The 22839-nt window shown below is 67.7% G+C and carries 18 protein-coding genes; 8 read left to right on the top strand and 10 right to left on the bottom strand.

Annotated features, from left to right (window positions below):
• The first annotated feature begins 258 nt into the window (after positions 1–258).
• The gene (locus tag F5544_RS31355) at positions 259–465 is read left to right on the top strand and encodes a hypothetical protein (RefSeq protein WP_167476522.1); all 207 of its coding nucleotides are present in this window, start codon (positions 259–261) and stop codon (positions 463–465) included.
• On the top strand, positions 462–1376 hold the full coding sequence (locus F5544_RS31360; RefSeq protein ID WP_167476523.1) for a thioesterase domain-containing protein: 915 nt from the start codon (positions 462–464) through the stop codon (positions 1374–1376). The genes F5544_RS31355 and F5544_RS31360 overlap by 4 nt, the downstream gene beginning before the upstream one ends.
• A 98-nt stretch (positions 1377–1474) precedes the next feature.
• Here the strand turns inward: F5544_RS31360 and F5544_RS31365 are convergent, their stop codons facing one another.
• Entirely contained in the window at positions 1475–2359 is an 885-nt protein-coding gene (locus F5544_RS31365; protein ID WP_167476524.1) for a helix-turn-helix domain-containing protein, read from the bottom strand.
• Between the two features lie 595 nt (positions 2360–2954).
• Here F5544_RS31365 and F5544_RS31370 point away from each other — a divergent pair.
• Positions 2955–3983, top strand: a complete 1029-nt coding sequence (locus F5544_RS31370) for an AraC family transcriptional regulator (protein ID WP_167476525.1) — start codon at positions 2955–2957, stop codon at positions 3981–3983.
• Positions 3984–4617: 634 nt separating this feature from the next.
• Here the strand turns inward: F5544_RS31370 and F5544_RS31375 are convergent.
• From F5544_RS31375 to F5544_RS31410, 8 genes are all read right to left on the bottom strand, one after another.
• Positions 4618–5304: a hypothetical protein gene (locus tag F5544_RS31375; RefSeq protein ID WP_428847189.1), complete on the bottom strand. Its 687-nt coding sequence runs from the start codon at positions 5302–5304 to the stop codon at positions 4618–4620.
• Positions 5305–5580: 276 nt separating this feature from the next.
• The gene (locus tag F5544_RS31380) at positions 5581–6930 is read right to left on the bottom strand and encodes a glutamine synthetase family protein (protein WP_167476527.1); all 1350 of its coding nucleotides are present in this window, start codon (positions 6928–6930) and stop codon (positions 5581–5583) included.
• Positions 6931–6941: 11 nt separating this feature from the next.
• Positions 6942–8798, bottom strand: coding sequence for an IucA/IucC family protein (locus F5544_RS31385; RefSeq protein WP_203217383.1), 1857 nt, complete (start codon positions 8796–8798; stop codon positions 6942–6944).
• The gene (locus tag F5544_RS31390; RefSeq protein WP_167476528.1) at positions 8788–10005 is read right to left on the bottom strand and encodes a hypothetical protein; all 1218 of its coding nucleotides are present in this window, start codon (positions 10003–10005) and stop codon (positions 8788–8790) included. Before F5544_RS31390 ends, F5544_RS31385 begins: the two co-directional genes overlap by 11 nt.
• Positions 10005–11366, bottom strand: coding sequence for a lysine N(6)-hydroxylase/L-ornithine N(5)-oxygenase family protein (locus F5544_RS31395; RefSeq protein ID WP_167476529.1), 1362 nt, complete (start codon positions 11364–11366; stop codon positions 10005–10007). The genes F5544_RS31390 and F5544_RS31395 overlap by 1 nt, the downstream gene beginning before the upstream one ends.
• 17 nt (positions 11367–11383) lie before the next feature.
• The gene (locus F5544_RS31400) at positions 11384–13288 is read right to left on the bottom strand and encodes an IucA/IucC family protein (RefSeq protein ID WP_167476530.1); all 1905 of its coding nucleotides are present in this window, start codon (positions 13286–13288) and stop codon (positions 11384–11386) included.
• A 77-nt stretch (positions 13289–13365) separates the two neighbouring features.
• A complete protein-coding gene (locus tag F5544_RS31405; protein ID WP_203217385.1) occupies positions 13366–14898 on the bottom strand; it encodes a pyridoxal phosphate-dependent decarboxylase family protein in 1533 nt (510 codons plus the stop codon).
• Positions 14891–16315, bottom strand: coding sequence for a diaminobutyrate--2-oxoglutarate transaminase family protein (locus F5544_RS31410; protein WP_167476531.1), 1425 nt, complete (start codon positions 16313–16315; stop codon positions 14891–14893). The genes F5544_RS31405 and F5544_RS31410 overlap by 8 nt, the downstream gene beginning before the upstream one ends.
• A gap of 174 nt (positions 16316–16489) precedes the next feature.
• Between F5544_RS31410 and F5544_RS31415 the strand changes: the two genes are divergently transcribed.
• The 5 genes from F5544_RS31415 to F5544_RS31435 all read left to right on the top strand — a co-directional run bounded on the left by F5544_RS31415 (position 16490) and on the right by F5544_RS31435 (position 21642).
• The gene (locus F5544_RS31415) at positions 16490–17494 is read left to right on the top strand and encodes a FecCD family ABC transporter permease (RefSeq protein ID WP_167476532.1); all 1005 of its coding nucleotides are present in this window, start codon (positions 16490–16492) and stop codon (positions 17492–17494) included.
• Positions 17495–17595: 101 nt separating this feature from the next.
• The gene (locus F5544_RS31420; RefSeq protein ID WP_167476533.1) at positions 17596–18615 is read left to right on the top strand and encodes a FecCD family ABC transporter permease; all 1020 of its coding nucleotides are present in this window, start codon (positions 17596–17598) and stop codon (positions 18613–18615) included.
• A complete protein-coding gene (locus tag F5544_RS31425) occupies positions 18612–19433 on the top strand; it encodes an ABC transporter ATP-binding protein (protein WP_167476534.1) in 822 nt (273 codons plus the stop codon). The genes F5544_RS31420 and F5544_RS31425 overlap by 4 nt, the downstream gene beginning before the upstream one ends.
• Positions 19434–19435: 2 nt before the next feature.
• On the top strand, positions 19436–20410 hold the full coding sequence (locus F5544_RS31430) for an ABC transporter substrate-binding protein (protein WP_167476535.1): 975 nt from the start codon (positions 19436–19438) through the stop codon (positions 20408–20410).
• Complete coding sequence (locus F5544_RS31435) at positions 20410–21642, top strand: alanine racemase (protein WP_167476536.1); 1233 nt, start codon at positions 20410–20412, stop codon at positions 21640–21642. Before F5544_RS31430 ends, F5544_RS31435 begins: the two co-directional genes overlap by 1 nt.
• Positions 21643–21736: 94 nt before the next feature.
• Here F5544_RS31435 and F5544_RS31440 read toward each other — a convergent pair whose 3' ends face one another.
• Entirely contained in the window at positions 21737–22561 is an 825-nt protein-coding gene (locus tag F5544_RS31440; protein WP_167476537.1) for a siderophore-interacting protein, read from the bottom strand.
• Positions 22562–22839: the final 278 nt, after the last annotated feature.

A 22839-nucleotide genomic window follows, 5' to 3' on the forward strand; every position in this document is an offset into this window, starting at 1 on the left:
ATGTCCGCATTCCGCTATCGGCCATCGAATCCGGTAAGCACGATGTCTTTACTACGGGCCGCTATTCGGACATTTCCGGCCTCTTTATTCGTTGCCTGTGCAGTTGCCCGGGTATAGCGTGAGTTACACGTCTCCTACATTCGACGATTCTCGATATTGTCGCGGGTTTCACCCTCCGAGGCTCAGCGTTCGGCAAATCGTGCAGGTCCGGAAGTCCCGTTTCGATTTGCCCCGAGATATCGATTGGGGTGAGCCTCCATGAGTAATGCACTCGACGTAAGCGATGCCGTCGACGCAGCATCTCTCACCACGGCGCGAGTACGAGATCGGCCGACCCACGAGATTGCCCGTCAATTGGACCTGCACCCGTCGGAAATCGACGCAGACAAGCCGTTCGATCAATTCGGCTCCGCCGCCATCGACCAGCCGGCTCGGTACCTCGCCGGCGATCGGGAGGCACGGTGAACCTGCCCACCGATCTGCTCCTGCCGCTGACAAGCGATTTCGCGTCACGCACGACAAGTCGACATCCAGCGCCGACAACAGCGCCGATGATGCTGGTGCAGCCCGGCGGATTTCCGGCGAATTCCTTTCGGCGACTCGCACAAAAACTGGCGCCCCGGATCAGCTTGACCGTGGTGGATCTGGACGGAATTCCGGAACACCGCATGGCCACCCTCACCGGGCGGCCATGCCCGCTCACGGTCGACGAAGTGGCCGAGCGGATCCGCGCGGCCCTGGCGAACCGCGGTCTGTTCGCGGCGCCGATGTGGTTGCTTTCCGGCTGGTCGTTCGGCGGCGTGATCGCTTACGCGTTGTACACCGCCCTGCCGATCGGTGAACGACCTCGCGGGCTGCTGCTGCTCGACAGCGTGGCACCGGTTCCGCCGTACCTGCCAGCCGGCGATCGATTGCCGTTCGCGCTGATCCTGCCGTGGTTCGCGTCCTACCTGGGCGCGAGAAGCGGTCGCGCGCTCGACCTGCCCGCGCAGCTGTTCGTCCGCGCCGACGGTGAATCGGGACTCCGGATCGTACTGGACGCCGCGTTGGCGGCCGAGGCGCTGCCACCGGAAACCACGCTGCCGGGGTTGCGGAAGCTCTTCCACGCCTATGTCGACAATGTGCTTCGCCACGTGCGCATGAGTCGAATGTGGCAGCCGCGACCGACATCGGGTCCGATCACCGTAGTGCGACCCGATCGGGGCCTTTTCGGCACCCGCGACGCACTCGGGTGGGAGCGACTCGGCGACAACGTCCAGGTGCGGTGGACATCAGCGAATCACTATTCGCTCCTGAGCGATCGGGTTGCCATCGACGCGATTGCCGATACCGCGCTCGCGTGTTTGTGCGGTATCCGGGCCCGAATGCCGTCGTAGGAGTAAGTGAGCGGCTACCGCAGGATCCGGCATGCGCACCCAGTTCGGAAGACGATCTTGATGCGCCGACTTCCTATGGCGCACAACAGTATCCGATTTCAGCGGCGCAACGTCGCGGATGGCGGCTCACCGTATCGCCGCCGATACAGCGTAGCGAACCGGCCGAGATGAGCGAAGCCGCACTCGGTGGCGATCTCGGAAACCGTTGTGACGCGGTCGTCGGCGGCCAGCAGCACGGAATGTGCCCGCCGCAATCGTATTTCGCGGAGGTACGCGATGGGCGTGGTGTGCAGATACCGGCGAAATCCGGCCTGAATTGTCCGCGTTCCGACGCCGACCGCCTCCGCGATGTCCGCGATGGTCAGTGGTTCGGCGGAGTGCTTCTCGATGAGTTCGGCGGCGCGCCGAATGCTCCTCGGCGCCATCGTGATCGACCGTCTCGACGGTTCGGCCGGACGATCGCGCGGCGGACTGAGCATCAGATGAGCCGTCAGCAACCGTTCCGCTCCCCCGGTGCCGGACTCCGGGCGCTCAGCTCGGGTGGTCATCACCAGACGAACCAGCGTCGGCCACGACTCCGTCCCGCTGTGCTCGATCAGGACTTCGAGGTAGAACAACAGCGGTTCGGCCGGGATTCTGCCGAACCTGCTCAGGAGATAACTCCGCATCAGCTCCGGCGCGAAGCGGACGATCACCACATCCTCCCCGGGGTCCCAGCACATCGAGACCGGTAAGCCGACGCGCGGCACCGAGCTGACGATCGCCGCACAGCGGGGCTCGGCAACTCTCGCGGACTCGCGCAACGGAATTCGCACGCGGTACCAGCACTCGACGCCGCTATGCACCCACTCGGCCGGTTCCAGCGACGCGGACGTGCCGTGGCCTGCGCTCATCGACACCATGCGTAGGCCGCCGAACTCGACCCGGGGAGCCGACGGTCCCGGCGGATAATCCCACAGCACGCTATCGAATATCGTGTCCATTCAAGGGTTCCTGATCGATGGGCCCAGTTATCTACCGGCATCCCCACTTACCACGATCTGCCACAAATCTGCTCTATAGCAATATCTATAAAGTCACACCACCACGCCGCGTCCGGTGGATATCGGTCGCGCCGAACGGATAGTGGTATAAGGAGCGACCACATAGTGTGGTTCGGACTCGGCCCGGTCGCGGCCTTGTCGAAAACGTCCGAGCGCCTGTCGATTATCCGGTCGACAGGCGCTCAGTAGAGGTACACCACCGTTGGCGGCTCTCCAGGAGAAGTCGCCGCCCACTCAACCCGCAGGCACCGGTGCGACCACAGCGGCGACTGCGAAGGGTTTGCACATGGATCCGCGCATCTTCACATTCTCATCGGAGTACGACGAACTCGGTGGCGAAATGCCCACTACTGGTGCGGACAGTGAAACATGATCGCGTGCAGTACACCACTTTTCGTAAGCACCGCCATTTCCCGAGCGTTTCCCGGAGAAAGATCCGACCTGCTCAGCGACTACGATGGCCGGAAGTGCCACATCCGTGTCCGATACGGCCAATTGACAAATCCACTGTCGCACAGAACAATCCGCTCCGGAAATGTCTACTGAAATCCCAGCACCCCTCGCGCAGCTACCGCAGCACCGCTCCGGCAATGGTACGGCGATCCTGGTCGAGGTCGGCGCCGAACGCGGCGTGCCCACCGAACGAATCCTGCGTGGTACCGGTTTGACCGAGTGGGATCTGCGCGATACGACCGTCGACATCGAGCCATGGCAGGAGTTCTCGGCCGGCCGCAATCTTGTTGCGGCAGCGGGCGAACCGGGCCTCGGCCTCATCGCAGGCACTCGCCATCACATCAATTCGTATGGCGTATGGGGTTTCGCGCTTATCAGCAGTCCGACGGTCCGCGATGCCATTCGGGTCGGCTTGCGTTATCTGGCGTTGACCAGTGCCTTCTGCCGGATGACACTGGAAGAGGATGCGGTCGAGGCCCGATTCTGTTTCGATCCGGCCGCGATTCCCGCGGATGTCCGTACGCTCTTCGTCGAGCGCGATACGGCCGCCGCGTTCACCCTGTTTCAGGAAATGCTGCCCGGCGCCGAACCACTGCGCTGGGATTTCGCCTACCCGGCTCCGCGATGCGTCCAGCGTTATCAGGAGACATTCGGCGTGCCAACCGAATTCGAGGTGGCACGCACCTACGCGGTATTGGATCCCGGCCTGCTGGCTTCACCGCTCCCGCGCGCCAACGAACGTATCGCGCGCCGGTACGAGGAGCGGTGCAGACAGCTTCTCGACCGCCGCAATCCCGGCTCTCCGCTACTGAATCGCATCCGAATCCTGCTGCTGCGCACGCCCGATCGCCTTCCGTCCATGGATGACGTCGCCGCACAACTGAACATGGGCACCCGCACGCTGCGTCGCAGGCTCACCGAGGAGGGAACGAGCTTTCGCGGCGTACTCGCCGACTTCCGCATGGAGCTGGCGGAGGAATTACTGCGCACCGGTGTCACCGTCAAGGACGTCGGGCAGCGACTTGGCTACTCCGATCCTGCCAGCTTTCACCGCGCGTTCCGTAGCAGGACGGGGATGGCACCAGGACAGTATGCGCGCCGAATACGGTAAGCCACACTCTGCATCCACTCGGCATGCTCTTCCACGGTTATGCCGCCGACTGATTCGACTGCAACATGGCAAAAAGTAGCAGCGGATTGGCGTCCATTCGCGCGATTTCTCCAAAATTCTGTCGCCTTTCTGTCGAATTCACCCGCGTTCTCCGCCGCTACGGAATCGCCTCCTATCGTCGCAACGTCAGCAATTAGACAGTTCGCGCATCGTGGCATTTACACACTATGGACCCTGTCCGACAAATTCCCATAACGAGGGCGAGAATGTCAGCTTTTCTGCGCACGCAGGGTGACGTTTATCACCGCCGAAATCAGTGACCTACTCGACCGTGGCAAAGCTTCGAAGGCCGACCCGACCGGCTGGAACCCGGAAGGTTGCGACGCACCATGTCAGAACTCTCAGATGCGTCTACGCAAACGCCCAGTACCGCGCAGGTCCGGGTGCTACAGGTTTTCTTGTGAGGCGAAATCGAGGTGGTTACGGACACCGGAAACGAAGCCGGAAGTCATGACAACGAGAAACGTCCGGCGCGGCCACTGCGGAAATGGTAGGGCTGATGCCTTGGTGGCCGGAAGGCCGCAACGCGACTCCGATCCTGGTAGGGACCGGAGTCGACGCTGGGGATTCCGAGTCAGCCGGCCTGCTTGCCCAGTGCGTCGGCGAACAGCAGTGCTGATGCCACTGCGACCGGCCCGCCGACCACTACCGTGCCGACAACGGCGCCGATCGCTCCCAGTGCGGCAGCGGTGACAAGGCATCCGCCCAGAAAGCCAGGAACCGCTAATGTCCCGATCGTGAGACCCGCCAACGCCGCGCCACCGAAGAGCCCGCCGCCGAGACAACCCACCGTTGCCCCGACGACCGTGCCCAACAGCGCGCCGATCGAGACGCCGAGTCCCGATTGGGTGCTGAAGTTCGAGACCGCGTCATTGAACTTGTCCGACTGCGGATCAATGGCAATGTCACGCAAGGCAACCGGGCGGTGCTCCCCCGGTGTCGCGCCGGCCCGGTCCGTGCTGGGCGTCAACAACGCTGTGCCGCCGTTGATTTCGGCCGCGATGGGGTATTTCAGGCCATCCCGCTGATAGGACATCGGAAAGGTGGCGACCAGCCGGCCGTCCGATGTGGTGACCCGCAGCGTGTCATCGACCACGGACAGCGAACCCGAGTCGGTTGTCAGCGCAACCGACTTTCCTTCGATCCTCGCCCGGTAGCCGATGACGTCCGTCCTCAGCTTGTTATCGACCACGCCGACCGGTCCCGCATCACGCGACGGTGCGGCATTGGCACCGGCCGCCGCGACGGTCACCGTGCACATCACCGACGCACACAGGATTGCTGCGGTCCTGTTCCTCATCTATTCCTTCTCCTTATCGGGGGTGCAGGGGCGCTCGGATACGCCCACTGATCGACCGGCCCCAGCGGCCGTTGCCGCTGAGATGCCCTGCCGAAGCTGTCACCGGCGGGACCGGATCGGACGGGCCCGCGAAGCTGGTTCCGCTCGAATCCGCGACGGCGTTCCCGGTCGTGACCGTGGTCCCGGACATCGCCGACTACGGCCGCATGACCGGCGCGAATTGTGTGGGGCGAGTTGTCAGTTCCGCTCGAAACCGCGGACGCGTTCCCAATCGGTAACCGCCGCGTCGAAGGTGGCCAGTTCCAGGCGAGCGGAATTCGCGTAGTGGGCGACGATGTCGTCGCCGAACAGCGTGTGCGCCACCGGACTCGACTCCCACCGGTCGAGCGCCGCGCGCAGCGTGGACGGTAACCGCTCGCCGCCCTCGGACGGCGGCGGCAATTCGAGTTCGTGTTCGATGCCGTACAGTCCAGCGGCGATCATTGCCGCGACCGCCAGATAAGGATTGGCATCGCCTCCGGGCACCCGGTGCTCGAGGCGCAGGCTGTGGCCCGCGCCGAGGACGCGGACCGGGGCGGTGCGGTCGTCACGCCCCCACGAACACGTCACCGGCGCGAACGATCCCGGTTGTAATCGCTTGTAGGAGTTCACGTTCGGAGCGAACAGCAGCATGAGGTCGGCCATGCAGGCCAGCTGTCCGGCGACGAAATGGTCCATCAGCCGCGACATTCCGCCGTCCCGGTCCGGATCGGCGAACACCGCGGCGCCGTCCTCGGCGCGCAGGCTCAGATGCACGTGGCAGGAATTGCCTTCGCCGGCATCGTATTTCGCCATGAACGTGAGTGCCGCCCCGCGCTGCGCGGCGAGTTGCTTGGCGCCGACCTTGTAGAGCACGTGATTATCGCAGGTGGTGAGCGGGTCGTCGTAGCGGAAGACGATCTCGTACTGACCGGGATGGCATTCCGCGCGCGCGGTCTCCACCCGCATCCCCGCGGCGGTCATGGCGCGGGTGATGTCGCGAACCAGCGGAGTCACGCCATCGAGCCCGGTCAGCGCGTAGTCGGCGTTGTAGCGGGTCGCCGGGCGTAGCTCCCGGTAGCCGTGATCGTGGGCATCTTGGTAGGAGTCCCGGAAGACCAAGAACTCCAGTTCGGTACCTGCGAAGGCCCGCAGGCCCATTCCGGCCAGCCGGTCGAGTTGATCGCGCAGGATCCGGCGCGGCGCGACCGGCACCACGGTGCCGTCACGCCAGGTGGCATCGGCCAGCACATAGGCGGTGGCGTCGTCCCAGGGCAGCCGCCGCACCGTGGCGAGATCCGGCCGTAACACGAAATCGCCGAAACCCGCACCGGCCACGTCGATCGCGTAGCCGGGGCCGGTCCGCATATCGATATCGGCGGCGAGCAGATACACGCAGGCGCCGAGACCGTTGTCGATCACCTCGGTCAGGAAGTGATCGGCGGCGATCCGCTGTCCCTTCGGATCGCCGTGCAGCACCGGCAGCGCGAGCACAACCTCCTCCACGCTGCCCGCGATGATGTCGCGGCGCAGCTGATCGATGCTGTATCGAGGTATCTGAACCGACATCGCCGTGCCCCTCATGCTCGCTGATGCAGCGGGTTGTCGACTACGCCGTGGCTGAGGTCGAATTCGCCGTCGCGCTCGGGCCGGTCGTGATCGCCGAAGGCGCGCAACTGTTCCCGGTTGAGCGCGATCCGCTCGAAGGTCGGGGTGAACAGATCGAACAGCGCGAACCGATCGGCCAGTTCCGGAAAACGCCGCTGGTAGGCGAGGACCTCCGTGCGCACCAGATCCCAGAACCGTGCCTCCGGTACGCCGAGGTGGCGGTCGGTGATATCGGCGAGGTAGCGGAAGTGGCCGGTGAAGATCGCGCTCTGGATCGAGTGCAGCAGATCCGGGGCCGCCCACCGATGCAGCACCGCATCGGCAGCAGGCGGCAGATCCGCGTATTCGGGCAGGTCCTCGGTGAGCAGGTTGATGTCCTCGGCGAAATCCTTCACCGCCACCCGCACCGGAATCTCGTTGTCGTCGTACACGATCACGGTGTTCTCGCCGTGCGGGCAGAATGCGATCCCGTATCGGCACAGGTAGTGCAGCAGACCTGGCAGCAGGGCGTGCAAGAAACGGTCCAGCCAAGCGGTCGCCGACAGGCCCGAACGCCGGACGAGTTCCGCGACCAACGCGCCACCGTGTGGATCCTCGTACAACAGAGCGGCCATCGTGCGGGCGCGCTGTCCCGGTTCGAGATACCACGAGACCGGTTCCCGCCACACCGCACCGAGTAGCTCGTGGTACCGATAAGGCGCGCCGGGCACCTGGCCGAACATCGGGTGTGCCACCGCGACCGAGGCCACCTCACCGAGCAGGATGATCCCGCTCTCCGCGTGCAAGAAGGGGTCGGCGGCCCGGATGCGCTGCACCCAGGCAGTGATCACCGGGGCGGCTCGGGTCGGCTCCGCGGCGATGCCGCGCCAAACCAGCGTGTTGCGAATAAGCAAGGCCAGCTTGGTATTTCGCCGCCTCGGCTGATCGACATTGGTGAGCGTGCGGATCGATTGCAGCGGCCGCAACCGATCTTCGGCCTCGCCGAGCGCGATGATCCGCCGGTCGGCCAGGTACGGCGCGAACAGGGTCTGGACCACCTCGTCCCAGTGCCAGGGATGCACCGGCAGCCACACGTAGTCGCCCGGGTCGGTCCGGTCCGCGACCTCGGCCAGGCGTGCGGTCAGCACGGCGCGGAACCGGGCGATCTGCTCGACGCCCAACTCCTCCTCCAGCAGCCGCCGCATGGTCAGCCCCCCGACATCGGCGTAGGTGGCCAGCTCTGGATGCACGGCTATCCAGCGCAATCGCAGCGAACGGCCGGATTCCGGTGTGTAGTGGGCGATATCGGCGGCCGAGAAACCCAGCCGTCCCTTGTTGAGGATCAGGCACGGATGTCCCGTCTGGTATGCCTCCAACTCCTCATAGGGCAGCTCCGCCAACTCGGCGACCGGCAGCACATCGCGCAGCAGCCGGGAGTCGGCGGCCTGGGTGGCGATGAGTTCGCCGACCGCCTCGCACAGGACGGCGCCGTCGAGCCCGAGGATTTCGCGCAGATCCAGCAACAGCTGCTGTGGATCGTCGGCCGTGACGGTATCGCCCCCGAATTCACGTGATACCGAACCGGATTCGATGCGCCAGCTACCGAAGCAGCCGCGCCGGGCGCGGAATCGGTACACCGCGCCGCCGGGGAGGCACAGCCGGTACCCCGCGTCGTCGGAGACCGGGGCGACGACCTGTTCGTAGGCCAGTTCGGCGAGCATCTTGACCACAAGCGCGCGCCCGGCACGCCGCCACAGGGCGGGAGCGAGATTCGGGTATTCCATGGATGGTTCGTGCGGCAGCGGCCGTTCGGCGAGCGCGTCGGAGGGCAGTGAGATTTCAGGAAGCACTGGGTATCTTTCGATCGGTATCGAACTCGGCGGCGCGGCCGGGTGGCCGCCCGCCGAGGCACGGAACAACAAGTGCGGCAGCGAGATACAGCACGCACGCCACGGCGATCGGCAGGCCGAGCCGATGGGAGGCGGCTGTGGCGGCCGCTATAGGAGCAACGAACAGCGCGCCGACCCGGGCGGTTTCGACCACCGTGTATACCGGCCCCGCCGTGCCGGTGGCCGAGAACATCCGCAGATCCAGCGCGACCTGGCCGAGCCCGAGCCCGACGCCGAAGATCAACCGGCCTACCGTCAGCGTGATCGGCTCGGTGGCCAGCGCCTGCACGGCCAGACCGACCGCGGCGGTCACGAAGGTGGCGGGCAGCAGCCGGCCGCCGAGCACCCGATGGGCGCGCCGGGTCCAGGGCATGGCGGCCAGCGCCGCGGCATGCGGGAGCAGGAACAGCAGGGCCGCAATGGCCGTCGTGGCGCCGAGGGTTACCGCGTAGTCGACGAAGAACGGGCGGATCATGCTCCCGGCGATCTCGAAGACCACCGCGAGCGCGGCCACAGTCACGACCGCGCCCAACGTTGCGCTCCGCCGGACCGGTGCCTGCTCGGCGTCGGTGCGCACCGCACCCGTCCGGGTGAGCAGCCGGTAGCACAGCAGCGCCAGCGCACCGTCCAGTAGCGCGAAGGCCGAGATCCCCCACCGGGGATCCGGTAGCGCCAGGACCGCCGCACCGACCAGGGTCGAGGCGACCATCGCGGCGTGGAATACCGCGACATACGCACGCACACCACGGATTCGGTCGCCGCCGTCATAGGTAGAGATCAGCGCCGGATAGGCGAGCAGCAGCGCACTGTTGGTCGCGACCACCGCCGCCGAGACGGCGGTGAAGGTCGCAAGATTCGGTGCGAGGCCGAGTGCCGCGTCGAATATCGCCGAGGCGCACAATCCGGCGAACACCAGCCGGTGCAGCGGCCAGCGCCGGGCCGCCAGTCCCCACAGGGGCAGCGCCGCGAAGCCGATCACGCGGCAGACCCACAGATACGTGCCGGTGGCGGCGAGGTCGTCGGTGGCGAACAGGGCGCGAAACAGCTCCGGATAAAACGGTGTCAGCGCGGTTTCGCCGATCAAGTGCAGGCCGACCACACCGATCAGCACCCGCCGTCCCGCCGCCCGCGTATCGTCCGGCGGCGCAACCACTTCCGGTGCGGCCATCACCGCGCCGAATCGGGCCGGGCACTCGGGGACGGCAGCCGACCGAATCCACCGGACGGGTGAGCACCGGCCCGCGGCGGCCCGAAGGTGGTGAACGCGGTCGTGGCGGGCACCGGTGCGACCGGACGCCCCGCCACCGAGTTGAGAATGGTCGCGGCCCGCCACGCCCCCAGCGTCAGATCGGGCGCGCCCACCCCGTGCGTGTGCATATCCGAGTTCTGCGCGTACAACCCCCCGGTCACACTCGGATCGGTCGTCACCCGATAGTCGCCATCGATGCGGTAGCGGCCCTGAGCGTCCCAATCCACCAGCGCCGCAAGCGGTTCGAGGAAATCCGGGCGGCGCGGTGCATACCCGGCGGCCAGCAGCACCCGGTCGGTGACCACCTCGAATGTCTCCCCGAGCTGAATGTGCTTGCAGCTCAGCGCATATCCGTCAGCCGTGCGCGCGGCCGCGGTGACCTCCATACCCGGGCACATCATGGCATCCGCCCACCCGCCGCCGATCCGCCGGTCGTACAACTCGTCGTAGATGTCGGCGATGGTCTGCGCGCTCATTCCCTTGTACAACTGCCACTGCTGGGGAATCAGCCGCTCGCGCACCGCATCCGGCAGACCGCGGAAGTAGTGGATGTAGTCCGGGGTGAAGTGTTCCAGCCCCAGCTTGGAGTACTCCATCGGCGCGAACGCCGGGGTCCGGGTCAGCCAGCGCAGTCGCCATCCGGTATCCCGTTGTGCCCGCAACAGATCGAGGAATACCTCACCGCCCGACTGTCCCGACCCGATCACCGTCACATCCGTTGCTCCACAGAGACTTTCGCGTCGCATCCGGTACTCGGCCGTGTGAAATACCCGCTCCCCCACCAGATCCGCGAACGGAGCCGGAATCACCGGTTCGGTACCGACCCCGAGCACCACATTGCGGGCCAGTACCCGGCCGCCCGCATGCTCGACCACGAACACCCGCCGCGCACCGTCCCACTCGCACGAGGTCACCCGAGCGTCGAACCGGCACGACGGGAGGGATTCGGCGACCCAGCGGCAGTAGTCGTCGTACTCGGTGCGCGGCACATGCCAGCGCTCGGCGAAGACGAACGGGAACAACCGGTCCCGGGTGCGCAGGTAGTTGAGGAACGACCAGCGACTGGTCGGATCGGCCAGCGTGACCAGGTCGGCGAGAAAGGGCACCTGGAGCGTCGTACCGTCGATCAACATGCCCTCGTGCCACGCGAATCGCGGTCTGCCGTCGAGGAACAACGTGCGCAGCCCGGTGGGCTCGGCGAGTGCGGCCAGCGCCAGGTTGAACGGACCGATGCCGACGCCGACCAGGTCGTAGACGTCGTCGGGTACTGCGGAGGTCATCTCGGGTGATTCGCCTTTCATCCGCGAATATCCGCGACCGGGTTCGGGATTCGCAGATAGATCGACTGGTTGTGGACCGGGCCGTCGAGTTCGTCGCGGCCGTCGACACTGGTCAGAAAGTTGGCTTTGCACGGCAGTTCCGGGGCGTCGAGCCATGACTCGACCACTGCGGGACCGGTTGCCGCAGTGAGGGTTTCGCGCAGCCGCGCCAGTAGGGCGCGCTCGTCGGCCAGCCGCAGCGCGCCGAAGGCTCCGATCAGGCCGAGCAAATTGTTCACCAGCAAGTAGTAGGTGATCCGCTCGTCGACCAGGGCATCATCGAAAACGATAGGCGCGCAGTCGAATCCGGGCAGGATTGCCGCGGTCCGGTCGGCGTGCGACGCGGCCACATAATAGCCCTGGCTGTCGCGATACCATCCGCCGACTGGCCAGCCATCGGTGTCGAGTTCGACCAGCGTGTTCTGATGGTGGGCCTCCAGCGCCAGCCCGTGCCGGGCATACAGCCACAACAGCGGGGTCGCCACGACATCCAGGTAGCGGCCGAACCATTCGATACTGGCCTGCGCCACCGTCTTTCCGCCGCGGGCGGCCAACGCGCCGATGATGTCGGCGAGCCGCGCCGCGCCGATGCCCGGCTGTTCGGCGACGAGTCCGGCAATACAGACCGCGCGGCCGAATCGGCCGGAAGGGTTGTCGCGCACCGCGATCTCGAAACCGCTCTCCCCCGGCACGCCCGGTACGTCGACGGAGATCCACGCCGGATCCCGCAGGATGTGGAAATCCGGATGTGCCCGGCGCAGATCCGCGCTCAACCCGGCATCCAAGAGCCGGGCCGCGGTCACGCCGAGGGCGAGTTCGTCACGCTTGTTATTGCGGCGGGAATTGGTGATGCGCATGCCCAGCGAGAGTTTGAGCATGGCTACGGCCCCGTCCCGATACACCGTGCGCACCGACGAGGTCGGATACCAGTGCGCCCCTACCGGTCCCAGGTCGCACAGCATGCCGCTGTCGAGCAGGCGCCCGACGGCCGGGGTGCCGAGCAGCTGCCGCGCCTGCCACGGATGTGCCGGAACCGGAACGAAATTCGCGGGCACCTCCCCTGCCCCGAACAACCGCCGCACCGTCTGCCACACCGGCTCCGAAGTGGCGCTGTCGCCGATCACGAGATCGGCGTGCGCGGCGAACCAGTGCAGCGCGAACGAGCCGCGCAGTTCGGGTGAGTACGCGGCCAGCTCGGCCTGCGACGCCTCCGGCCTGCTCTTGGCGACCGGATGGAACGGATGCCCCAGCAGCAGAGCCTGTTCCACGGTGAGGAACTCCGGCTGCCCGGCCGATGCGCCGGGCCGCGCCCGGCGCTCGGACAGGTGGGCGGCGATCCGCTGCGCCGAATCCAGCACGCGCGCAACCGCCGCCGCACCGGTGTGCGGCGCACCGCCCAGCCGCCGAGTGGCTTCCCGGATCACCGCCGCCGCGACCAGCGCGACATCGGCGCGCTGCCCGTCGGCGAGCCGGACCACCCCGAACCGATGCCAACCGGTGGCCGACCGGTACAGCACCGGAACACACAGCCGCAACCCGGTCGCAGCCAGCTCCAGTTCGAGCCGGCCCGCCGACGGCACGGCGACCCCGAATTCCCGGACGTAGCAACGAAGTAGCGCCTCGGTCGCCGCGGCATCGGCGGCGCGGACCGGATCGGGATCGTCGAGCGGATCGGCCGCGGTTTCGCGGTCGATGGTCCGGTCACCGACGGCTCCACCGTGCGCGACGCGCCCCGAGCCATCGGTTCGCTCACCTGTCTGCTCCCCGCTTGCGCGCGGCTCCGGTATCACCGGGCAATGCCCCGCCGGCCCGATTGTTCGCTCGACTCCGGCATGACCGAGCGGCTCGGCTGCGCCTTTTGATCGCCCGCTGCGCTCGCTCATACCTCCGCCTCGCAGGCGCTCAGCTCCGGCATGACCGAGCGGCTCGGCTGTGTCTATTGGTCGCTCGCTGCGCTCGCTCACCGGCCCGCCTCCCGGTCGCCTGCGGCGACGACCGCGGCGATGAGGGTGTCGACGTCGGCTCGCGTGGTGTGCGGATTGAGCAGCGTGAATTTCAGTCGCACACCGCCGGATTCGGCGCCGAGGTCGGTGCGTCCGATGATCGCCGTTCCCGTGGCGAGCAGTTCGCGTCGCAGGGCCGCGTTGATCGCGTCGATGGCCGCGGCGTCGGGGTACCGCGGTCCGCGGTATCGGAAGACCACCGTCGAGAGCACCGGCGAAGCGGTCAGCTCGAGCCGGTCGTGTGCGTCGATGCGGTCGGCGGCGTAGCGGGCCAGCTCGTGGCAGGCATCGACGAGCTCCCCGATTCCGTTGCGGCCCAGCGCCGAGAGCGTGACAGCCACCTTGAGCATGTCGGGGCGGCGGGAGGTACGCAGCGAGCGATGCAGCAGGCTCGTGTATCCGGCGTCCTCGTCGTCGGCCGGATTGAGGTATGCGACCTGGCGGGCCAGCGGAGCCAGATCGGCGGATCGCCCGGCCAGGAAGAGGCCCGCGGCGATCGGCTGCCAGCCGAACTTGTGGAAGTCGAGGGCGATCGAATCGGCGCGGGCGATGCCATCGAGCAGGCCGGCCAGGCGCGTGGAGAACAGCGCACCGCCGCCATAGGCGGCATCGACGTGCAACCGGGTTCGGTGCTGCCGGGCCAGTTCGGCGAGTTCCGGCAGCGGATCGATCGAGCCGAAATCGGTGGTGCCCGCCGTCGCGGCGATGACCAGCGGGACGGTGTCGCCGCGGCCCAGCTCCCGCCGCAACACCGACAGGTCCATCCGCTGCCGGTGATCGACCGGTATCGCGACTACCGCCGACTCACCGAGACCCAGCAGGGCGACCGACCGCTGCATCGAAAAGTGCGCCGCCGCCGACGTATACACGCGCATGCGTCCGAGCACCACCGCGGGCAGACCGTCGCGCACGGTATCAACGCCGAATCGCTCGGCCAGCACCGCCTCCCTGGCCAGCAGCAGGCCCATCAAATTCGATTCCGTTCCGCCGGAGGTGAATACGCCACCGGCGGTGTTCGGGTCATAGCCGACCAGTCCGGCCAGCTCGGCGACCAGCCGCGATTCCAGCACGGTCGCCGCGGGCGCCTGATCCCACGAATCGAGGGAGGGATTCAGCACTGAGGCCACCGCGTCCGCGGCCACCGCGACAGCCAAGGGCGGGCAGTGCAGATGCGCCTGGCAGGCAGGGTCGGTGGGATCCACCGATTCGGCAGCCATCACCCGCGCGAACCGGGTCAGTGCCGCGATCTCACCGATGCCCTCGGCGGGGACGAGATCATCCACGGCCGTTCGGATTCGCCGTGCCACCGCGTCCGGGCCGCCTGCGGGCAGCGGTCCCGCGCGCAGGACCGCTGACTCGTCGAGCGCCGTAAGCGCCGCCTCGAGCAGCTGACGCAGCCGGGCCGTATCCGATACTCCACCGGTCAACCGCACGGCCGACCGCGCGAGACCTGTTCGCCGACCTTCGAGGATCGCCGCCTGGTTATCCACGCCGCACCCCGCGTTCGTCGGCGATCGGCCGGTAGCGGCGGTCGGCGGCGGCGACGGCCTCGGCTGTCCGCTCGAAGACGGTGTCGAGTTCAGCCTCGCTGACAGTCAGTGGCGGCAGCAATCGCAGCACCGCGTCGTGGCGGCCGCCGAGCTCCACGATGACGCCGCGCGCCAGGCATTCCGCGCGCACGGCCGCGGCGAGTGCGGAGGCGGCGGGGCGCGCGCCGCAGGCGTCGGCGGCGCCGTCCGGATCGACGAATTCGAGACCGATCATCAGCCCGCGCCCCCGGACGTCGCCGATGCACGCGAATTCGGTTGCCAGCGCACGAAACCGGTCCAGCATGCGCGCGCCGAGCACCGCGGCCCGGCGGTCGAGGCCCTCCGCCGCGACGAACCGCAGGGTCGCGGCGCCCGCGGCCATCGCGAGGGTGTTGCCGCGGAAGGTGCCGATATGCGCACCCGGCGCCCAGCCGTCGTAGTGCCCCCGATAGGCCAGCACCGCCAGCGGCTGACTGCCGCCGATCGCCTTCGACAGCACCATCATGTCCGGGACGACGCCGCTGTGCTGGACCGCCCAATACGTGCCGGTTCGGCCGACGCCGGTCTGCACCTCGTCGGCGATGAGCAGAATGCCGTGGTCGTCGGTGATGCGGCGAATCCGGCGCAACCACTCCGAATCGGCGACGACGACCCCGCCCTCGCCCTGCACCACCTCGAGGATCATCGCCGCAGGCGAGACGACGCCGCCCGCCGGATCGCCCAGCAGCCGCTCGATGTATTCGGCTGAGATCCGGGCGGATTCGGCCCCACCGACGCCGAACGGGCAGCGGTACGGGTCGGGATAGGGCAGGCGCACGACATCGCTGGCGATCCCGGCCACGCGCTCCTTCGGCGCGACGTTCCCGGTCACGGCGAGGGCGCCCGCGGTCATCCCGTGGTAACCGCCGGTGAAGGTGAGCACGGTGCGCCTGCCGGTCACCGTCCGGGCCAGCTTGAGCGCGGCCTCGACGGCGTCGGCACCGGACGGGCCGCAGAAATGGACCCGGGCGTCGCGGGCGAAATCCCCAGGGAGGACGTCGTAGAGCGCGGTGGTGAAGTCGTCCTTCTCGGCTGTCGCCAGGTCCAGAATGTGCAGGGGCGCACCGGAATCCAGGATGCGGCGCAGAGCTTGCACGACCACCGGATGGTTGTGCCCGAGCGCGAGCGTACCCGCCCCGGACAGACAGTCCAGATAGTGGCGGCCGTCCGCGCCTTCGATGTGAATTCCCTTGGCACGCACGGGGACCACTGGGAACGATCGAGCATAGGTGCGCGCCGACGACTCTCTGCGGTCCTGCCGATCGAGAATTTCCGCCATCTCCGGCGATGTGGTAAATGGTTGCACTGTCGAAACAGACAAAATGGACCTTTCCGGCATTTCGGATTAGGTTAGCCTAACTTCGGTGGCGAAGCTAGCGCATGACACGAGCGTTCGCAACAAGGTGAATTCCAGCTTCACCAAGTTGGTTCCAACCGGAACTACCGCTATCCTCTCGACCCCGTGACCCCTCAGCAACCGCTGGGATGTCCTGTGCAGGAAGGTCTTTCATCGATGTCGCGCATGCCGTACCGCACCGTGGCGGTGCTCACCGCACTCGTGGCCTGCCTCGGTGTCGCGGTATTGCTCAGTCTGTTGATCGGGGCACGCGCGATCGATCCCGCAGCGGCGCTCGAGGCGTTGGTCCGCGGCGACGGCTCGCGGGAGGGTCTCGTGATCCGCGATATCCGACTGCCGCGCACCGCGCTCGGGGTGCTGGCCGGAGCCGGTCTGGCGGTCGCCGGGGCCCTGCTGCAGGGACTGACTCGCAATCCGCTGGCCGAACCCGGTGTGCTGGGCGTGAGTTCGGGGGCGGCGTTCGCGGTGGTGCTCGCGATCTACGTCGCGGGAGTCGGCACGCCGCTCGGCACCGCCGGAAGCGCACTGCTCGGCGCCGGGGTCGCGTCGGCTGTGGTCTACGCCGGGTACGCGGGCCGCGGCGCGGTCACGCCGATCCGGCTCGCGCTGATCGGTGCGGCGTTGTCGGTGATGTTGTCGTCGTGGAGCTACACCCTGATGTCGCTCGACAAGCGCACCGCCGACGAGGCCCGGTTCTGGCTGACCGGTTCACTGGCCGGGCGGCCGATGACGGTATCGCTGGCCGTGGCGCCGTTCATCGTCGCCGGGCTGGTGCTGGCCATCGCGCTGGCGCGCCCGCTCAACCTGCTCGCCCTCGGCGACGACGCCGCCACCGCACTCGGAGCACGGCCGGTCCCGGTCCGGGTGATCGGCGGAATCGCGGTGGCGCTACTGGCCGGTGGCGCGGTCGCCGGAGCGGGCCCCATCGCCTTCGTCGGCCTCGCCGTGCCCCATCTGATGCGGCTGCTCCTCGGCCGCGACCATCGAATACTGCTGGCCGGATGTGCGCTGGCCGGGCCGGTATTGCTGCTGGGCGCCGATATCGTCGGGCGGATTCTATTGCGCCCCATGGAGATCGAGGCCGGTATCGTGACCGCGCTGATGGGGGCGCCGGTACTGATCGGACTGGCGATCCGGGCGCGGGCGGGCCGAACGGCGTGACCGCACCACACGACGATCCCGCCGCCGCACCCCGCACATCGGACGCTCCCCATACATCGGACGCCCCGATAAGCCGGATAACCGCCTTGCGCCGTCGTCCGGTGAGTACTCAGGGCAACGCGGTACGCCGACCACGCGTCCTGCGTCGCTATGCCGCGGTCGCAGTGTGCATCGCGCTGCCGCTGGTCGCGATCTGGGCGTTGACGCTTGGCGATATCCCGATCCCGGTGCCCGACGCCGCCGCCGCGGCGCTCGGGCGGGGTGCGCCCGGCGATGTGCTGGTGGTGCAGCAGTGGCGGGCACCTCGGGTGCTCGCCGCCTTGGTGGTGGGCGCGGCGCTGGCCCTGTCCGGTGCGCTACTGCAAGCGCTGCTGCGCAATCCGCTCGCCGCACCCGATGTCCTCGGCGTCACCGATGCCGCGGCGCTGTGCCTGGTGCTCGCCACCGTGGCCGGGCTGCCCGCCGTCGCACTGCCGCCCGCCGCCTTCGCCGGCGCCCTGCTCGCCGCCGGTGCGCTCGTCCTGCTCACCCACCGGCGCGGGCTGGCCGAGGAGACGACGGTGCTCGTCGGTATCGGATTGCACGCCGTATTCGCCGCCGCCACACTGTTTCTCGTCGTCCGCTTCCCCGTCGAGGTGGCCCAGCAGACGGTGCGCTGGACGGTGGGCACACTCTACGCCAGCGCTTGGCCGCAGGCCGGGATCGGACTTGCCGTCCTCGCCGTGCTGACACCGGTCGCGCTGCTGCTGACCCGGCGGCTGGCGGTGCTGCAGTTGGGTGTCGATCTGGCCACCGGGCTGGGGCTTTCGGTGCGTCGCACCCGGTTGGCGGTGACGGCGGTCGCGGTGGCCCTCGCCGCCGTCGCCGTGGCGATCGGCGGCCCCGTCTCCTTCGTCGCGCTGGCCGTGCCGCAGGCAGCACGTCGCCTCGCCGGACCGCTCGGGGTGCACACGCTGCTCCTCAGCGCCGGGCTCGGGGCACTGGTCGTACTCGCCGCCGATATCGCGGCCCAGCACGCGTTCGCGGTCGTGCTGCCGGTCGGCGCGATCACCGCCACCGTCGGCGCACCGATATTTCTCTGGCTGCTCTTGCGGTCACCGCGTCGAAGGGGTGCGAAATGACAAATGTCCGAGACGATCCGAACCGCGCACTGCGTACCGATGGACTCACGCTCGCTTACGACGGCCGCGAGGTGGTGCGCGAACTGAACGCCGCGCTGCCCGATGGTGGATTCACCGCCATCATCGGCCCCAACGGCTGCGGGAAATCCACACTGCTGCGCGGCCTGGCCCGGCTGCTGATGCCGCGGCGCGGCGCGGCCTATCTCGACGGACAACCGATCCATCGATTACCGACCCGGACGGTGGCGCGACGCATCGGACTGCTGCCGCAATCACCGATCGCGCCGGAGGCCATCACCGTCGAGGATCTGGTATGGCGGGGTCGCTACCCGCATCGCCGGCTGCTGCGTGCCGCCGACACCGCCGACCGTGCGGCGGTCGAGGCGGCGCTCACCAGCACCGGACTGCTCGAGCTGCGCGGCCGTCCGGTCGACGAGCTGTCCGGCGGCCAGCGCCAGCGAGCCTGGATCGCCCTTGCTCTGGCCCAGCAGACACCGCTGCTGCTGCTCGACGAGCCAACCACCTACCTGGATCTGCGACACCAACTCGACGTGCTGGACCTGCTCGCACACCTGCATCGAGACGCGGGCCGCACCGTCGTCGCCGTACTGCACGACCTCGATCAGGCCTGCCGCTACGCCACCCACCTGGTCGTACTCGCCGATGGCCGACTCGTCGCCGCGGGCGAACCGGCGCGGATCATGACGGCCGAACTGGTGGAACAGGTATTCGACGTGCCGTGCGAGATCATTCCCGATCCGTTCACCGGCACCCCGATGGTCGTGCCGCGTCCGCGCGGTGCACGAGGAAAGGAATAACCATGGCGCGGTTGCGCTTAGGACGCCGCCGATTCGGGTTGGCGCTGGCCGGTGTGCTCACTGCCGGACTTCTCACCGGATGCGCTGAGGCGCAACAGAATCCGTCAGGACCCTCGGTCACCGTCGAGCATGCGATGGGCCGGACCGTCGTCCCGGCCCATCCGGCACGGGTCGTCGTGCTGGACACCCCGGAACTCGACGCCGTGACCGCACTCGGTGTGCGGCCGGTGGGCGCCGCCGTCGTCGATCCGGGCACACTCGATCTGCCCGGATATCTACGGGCGGAACTGCAGGGCACCGAACGCGTCGGGTCGATGGACGAACCGAGCCTGGAGAAGATCGCGACACTGAAACCGGACTTGATCCTGTCGTCGAAGACCCGGCACGAGCAGATCTACCCGCAGCTGGCGCGGATCGCGCCGACGGTATTCGCCGAAACACCCGGCTATTCGTGGAAGGACAATTTCCGGCTGTACGCCAAGGCGCTCGGCAAGGACAGCGAGGCCGATGCGCTCCTGGCCACTTATCAGCGCAGGGCTACCGGCCTCGGTTCGGCGTTCGCCGCGGCGAACGGCGGTGTGCCGCCGACGGTTTCGGTCGTCCGGTTCATCGACGGACCTACCCGGCTGTATCAGAAGAAGACCTTCAGCGGAGTCGTGCTCTCCGATCTCGGCGTCCGCCGCCCACCCGCCGAAGACGTGGACGACTTCTCCCTCGACGTGGGTCCCGAATTGGCCGACAAGGCCGATGCCGACTACGTGTTCACGATGTCCTACGGAGATCCGGCCAAGTCCCAGCAGCAATCGTTCACCGCGAGCCCGCTCTGGCACACCCTGAATGCCGTCCGCACGCATCGGGTGTTCCCGGTGTCCGACGAGGTGTGGATGCTCGGCATCGGTGTGCAGGGCGCGAACCTGGTCCTCGACGACATCGCGCGTGCCGCGGCCGTCGATCCGATGCGAGGACCGATCCGCTGATGACTATCGAACTGCCCCGCTCGGCCGCGCCGCTGCGCGCGCTGCCCGCGACCACCCTGGCCGCCGCGGTCGTCGAACGCCTGTGCGCCGCCGACCGTCCCGTCAACGCCTATCTTTACGACACCGAACGCGCGGCCGAACGCGCTCGGCGCCTGCGCGCCTGCCTGCCGGACTGGGCGGAGATCTTCTACGCGGTCAAGGCCAACTCCTTCGAGCCGATGCTCACCGCACTCGCCGCGGAGGTCGACGGGTTCGAGGTGGCTTCGGTCCGCGAGATCGAGCTGGCGGGCAAGGCCGCGACCGCCGCGGGCCGCACCGCCCGACTGGTCGCGGCGGGTCCCGCGAAAACCGCCCCGGTGCTGTCCGCGCTGGTGGCCGCGGGCGCCGAGGCGGTCAACGTGGAAAGCGTCGCGGAGCTGTACCGGCTCGACGAGGCGGCGGTCCAGGCCGGGGTGCGGATGCCGGTGGCGCTGCGCGTCAACCCCGACCGGGTACCGGTGACCGGCTCGCTGACCATGGGCGGCGCGGCCACCGTGTTCGGAACACCCGAATCCGATGTGCCCGAGGTACTTTCGGTAGCGGCGACACTGCCGAGCGTGCAGGTGGTCGGCTTCCACATCCACGCCGTCTGCAACAATCTCGACGCTGCCGCGCACGCGGCCTACGTCCGCTGGTGTCTGGACTACAGCACCCGTACCGCCGCCGTGCACGGCATCGAGCTGCGACTGGTCGACACCGGTGGCGGCATCGGCGTCGCCTTCGGTGACGAACAGCCATTCGATCTGGATCGCTTCGGCGACGAGCTCAGCGGCATCCGACCACCGGACGGCGTCCGGGTGCTTTTCGAACCCGGCCGCTGGCCGGTGACCGAATGTGGTTACTACGCAGCCGAAGTCGTCGACATCAAACATGCCTACGGCACCTGGTTCGCTGTATTGCGCGGCGGTATCAACCATTTTCAGCTGCCCACCTCATGGGACATCGTGCACAACTTCACGGTCGTCCCGATCGAACCGTGGACACATCGCTGGCCGCGCCGTGAGCTGATCGACACGCCCGTGACCGTGGTCGGCGAGTTGTGCACGCCCGAGGACACTTTGGCCAGGGACATCACGGTCGACCGAATCCGCATCGGCGACATCGTGGTCTTCCCGAACGCGGGCTCCTACGGCTGGGAATTCGCCATGCCCGAATTCCTCGGCCACCCACCCGCCCCGCGCTGGGTGCTCTGATCCACCGCTCCGATGGCGGGATCGTCTATGTCCCAGGCTGATTCGCGGCCCGTTCCGGTCGATTCGGAACGGGCCGCACGCCCGCCGCGGGAGGTCAGTCCACCGAGCGGCCGAAGCGCCAGTAGCCGGTGAAGGTCACATCCGCCTTGGGGATTCCGCGATCGGCGACGAGATGGCGGCGAACGCCGCCGGCGAGTTTCTGCTCGCCCGCCACGAAGCCGTAGACACCCTGCGAGGGGAGATCCGCCGCACGCACCACGTCGAGGGCCATGCTGCCCACCGGTGCGTGCGGATCGTCGCGCACCAGCCAATTCACCTGCACGCCTTCGGGTTCGCCCAGATCTTGACTGTCATCGGGGTGCGCGATCTCGATGTATGCCGCCCCGTGCTGATCCCGCGGCGCCGATCGCAGCGCACCGGCGATAGCCGCCAGCGCACTCTCGTCACCGGCCAGCAGCGACCACGAACAATGTTGCGGCACTTGGTACATGATGCCCTCATCGAGCAGCCCTACCGGCGCGCCCGGGGTAGCGCCGCTCGCCCAGCCGCAGGCCGGGGTGTGCTCACCGTGCATGGCGAAGTCGATATCGATCTCGGCTGTCTCGCCGAATTGCCCCGCACCGGCGGGCCGGTGCTCGCGCACGGTGTAGTTGCGCACCACCGGCCGCTGCTCCTCGCTCATCATCCGGCACTGCGCCCACCAGAGATCGCCGACCGCCGAGGACGGCAACCGCAGGCCGTGCCTACCCGGCAGGAACAGCCGGAACCATTGATCGAACCCCATCGGAGTGAAGCAGGCCAGACCGGTGCCACCGAGCGTGACACGAACGAAATTCGGGCTGATCCGTTTACTCGCCACCACCTCGGCGGTCAGAATCTGCCGCTCCTCGGGCTTGACGTACTTGGTGCACCTAGCCATGAAGGTTAGGCTAGCAAAACCTAAGTTTTATGCCAGATTCACGATTGTCGCAACGTCGGGGTCATCCCAGGCCCTGCAGCGCCATAGCGCAATATTTTCCTGACCACGCCGCTGCCGATGTCCAGGATCGTGTAGACGGGTGCGCCGATCTGCGCGTTCCACGGTCCCCGCAGGCCACTGGTCTGCCCATTGTCCCAGGTGATGCAGGGCTCGATCGGGCCGTTGACCGAGGTCCAGTTGATCTTGCCCCACAGCTACCGGAGATCGGCGCCGCCGAG

The sequence above is a fragment of the Nocardia arthritidis genome (assembly GCF_011801145.1).
Taxonomy (GTDB): domain Bacteria; phylum Actinomycetota; class Actinomycetes; order Mycobacteriales; family Mycobacteriaceae; genus Nocardia; species Nocardia arthritidis_A.

Coding starts and splice junctions, on each gene's coding strand:
- F5544_RS31355 (WP_167476522.1), top strand. CDS start 259: ATGAGTAATGCACTCGACGTAAGCGATGCCGTCGACGCAGCATCTCTC.
- F5544_RS31365 (WP_167476524.1), bottom strand. CDS start 2,359: ATGGACACGATATTCGATAGCGTGCTGTGGGATTATCCGCCGGGACCG.
- F5544_RS31370 (WP_167476525.1), top strand. CDS start 2,955: ATGTCTACTGAAATCCCAGCACCCCTCGCGCAGCTACCGCAGCACCGC.
- F5544_RS31375 (WP_428847189.1), bottom strand. CDS start 5,304: ATGTGCACGGTGACCGTCGCGGCGGCCGGTGCCAATGCCGCACCGTCG.
- F5544_RS31380 (WP_167476527.1), bottom strand. CDS start 6,930: ATGTCGGTTCAGATACCTCGATACAGCATCGATCAGCTGCGCCGCGAC.
- F5544_RS31390 (WP_167476528.1), bottom strand. CDS start 10,005: ATGGCCGCACCGGAAGTGGTTGCGCCGCCGGACGATACGCGGGCGGCG.
- F5544_RS31395 (WP_167476529.1), bottom strand. CDS start 11,366: ATGACCTCCGCAGTACCCGACGACGTCTACGACCTGGTCGGCGTCGGC.
- F5544_RS31400 (WP_167476530.1), bottom strand. CDS start 13,288: ATGAGCGAGCGCAGCGGGCGATCAAAAGGCGCAGCCGAGCCGCTCGGT.
- F5544_RS31410 (WP_167476531.1), bottom strand. CDS start 16,315: ATGCCGGAAAGGTCCATTTTGTCTGTTTCGACAGTGCAACCATTTACC.
- F5544_RS31415 (WP_167476532.1), top strand. CDS start 16,490: ATGTCGCGCATGCCGTACCGCACCGTGGCGGTGCTCACCGCACTCGTG.
- F5544_RS31425 (WP_167476534.1), top strand. CDS start 18,612: ATGACAAATGTCCGAGACGATCCGAACCGCGCACTGCGTACCGATGGA.
- F5544_RS31430 (WP_167476535.1), top strand. CDS start 19,436: ATGGCGCGGTTGCGCTTAGGACGCCGCCGATTCGGGTTGGCGCTGGCC.
- F5544_RS31435 (WP_167476536.1), top strand. CDS start 20,410: ATGACTATCGAACTGCCCCGCTCGGCCGCGCCGCTGCGCGCGCTGCCC.
- F5544_RS31440 (WP_167476537.1), bottom strand. CDS start 22,561: ATGGCTAGGTGCACCAAGTACGTCAAGCCCGAGGAGCGGCAGATTCTG.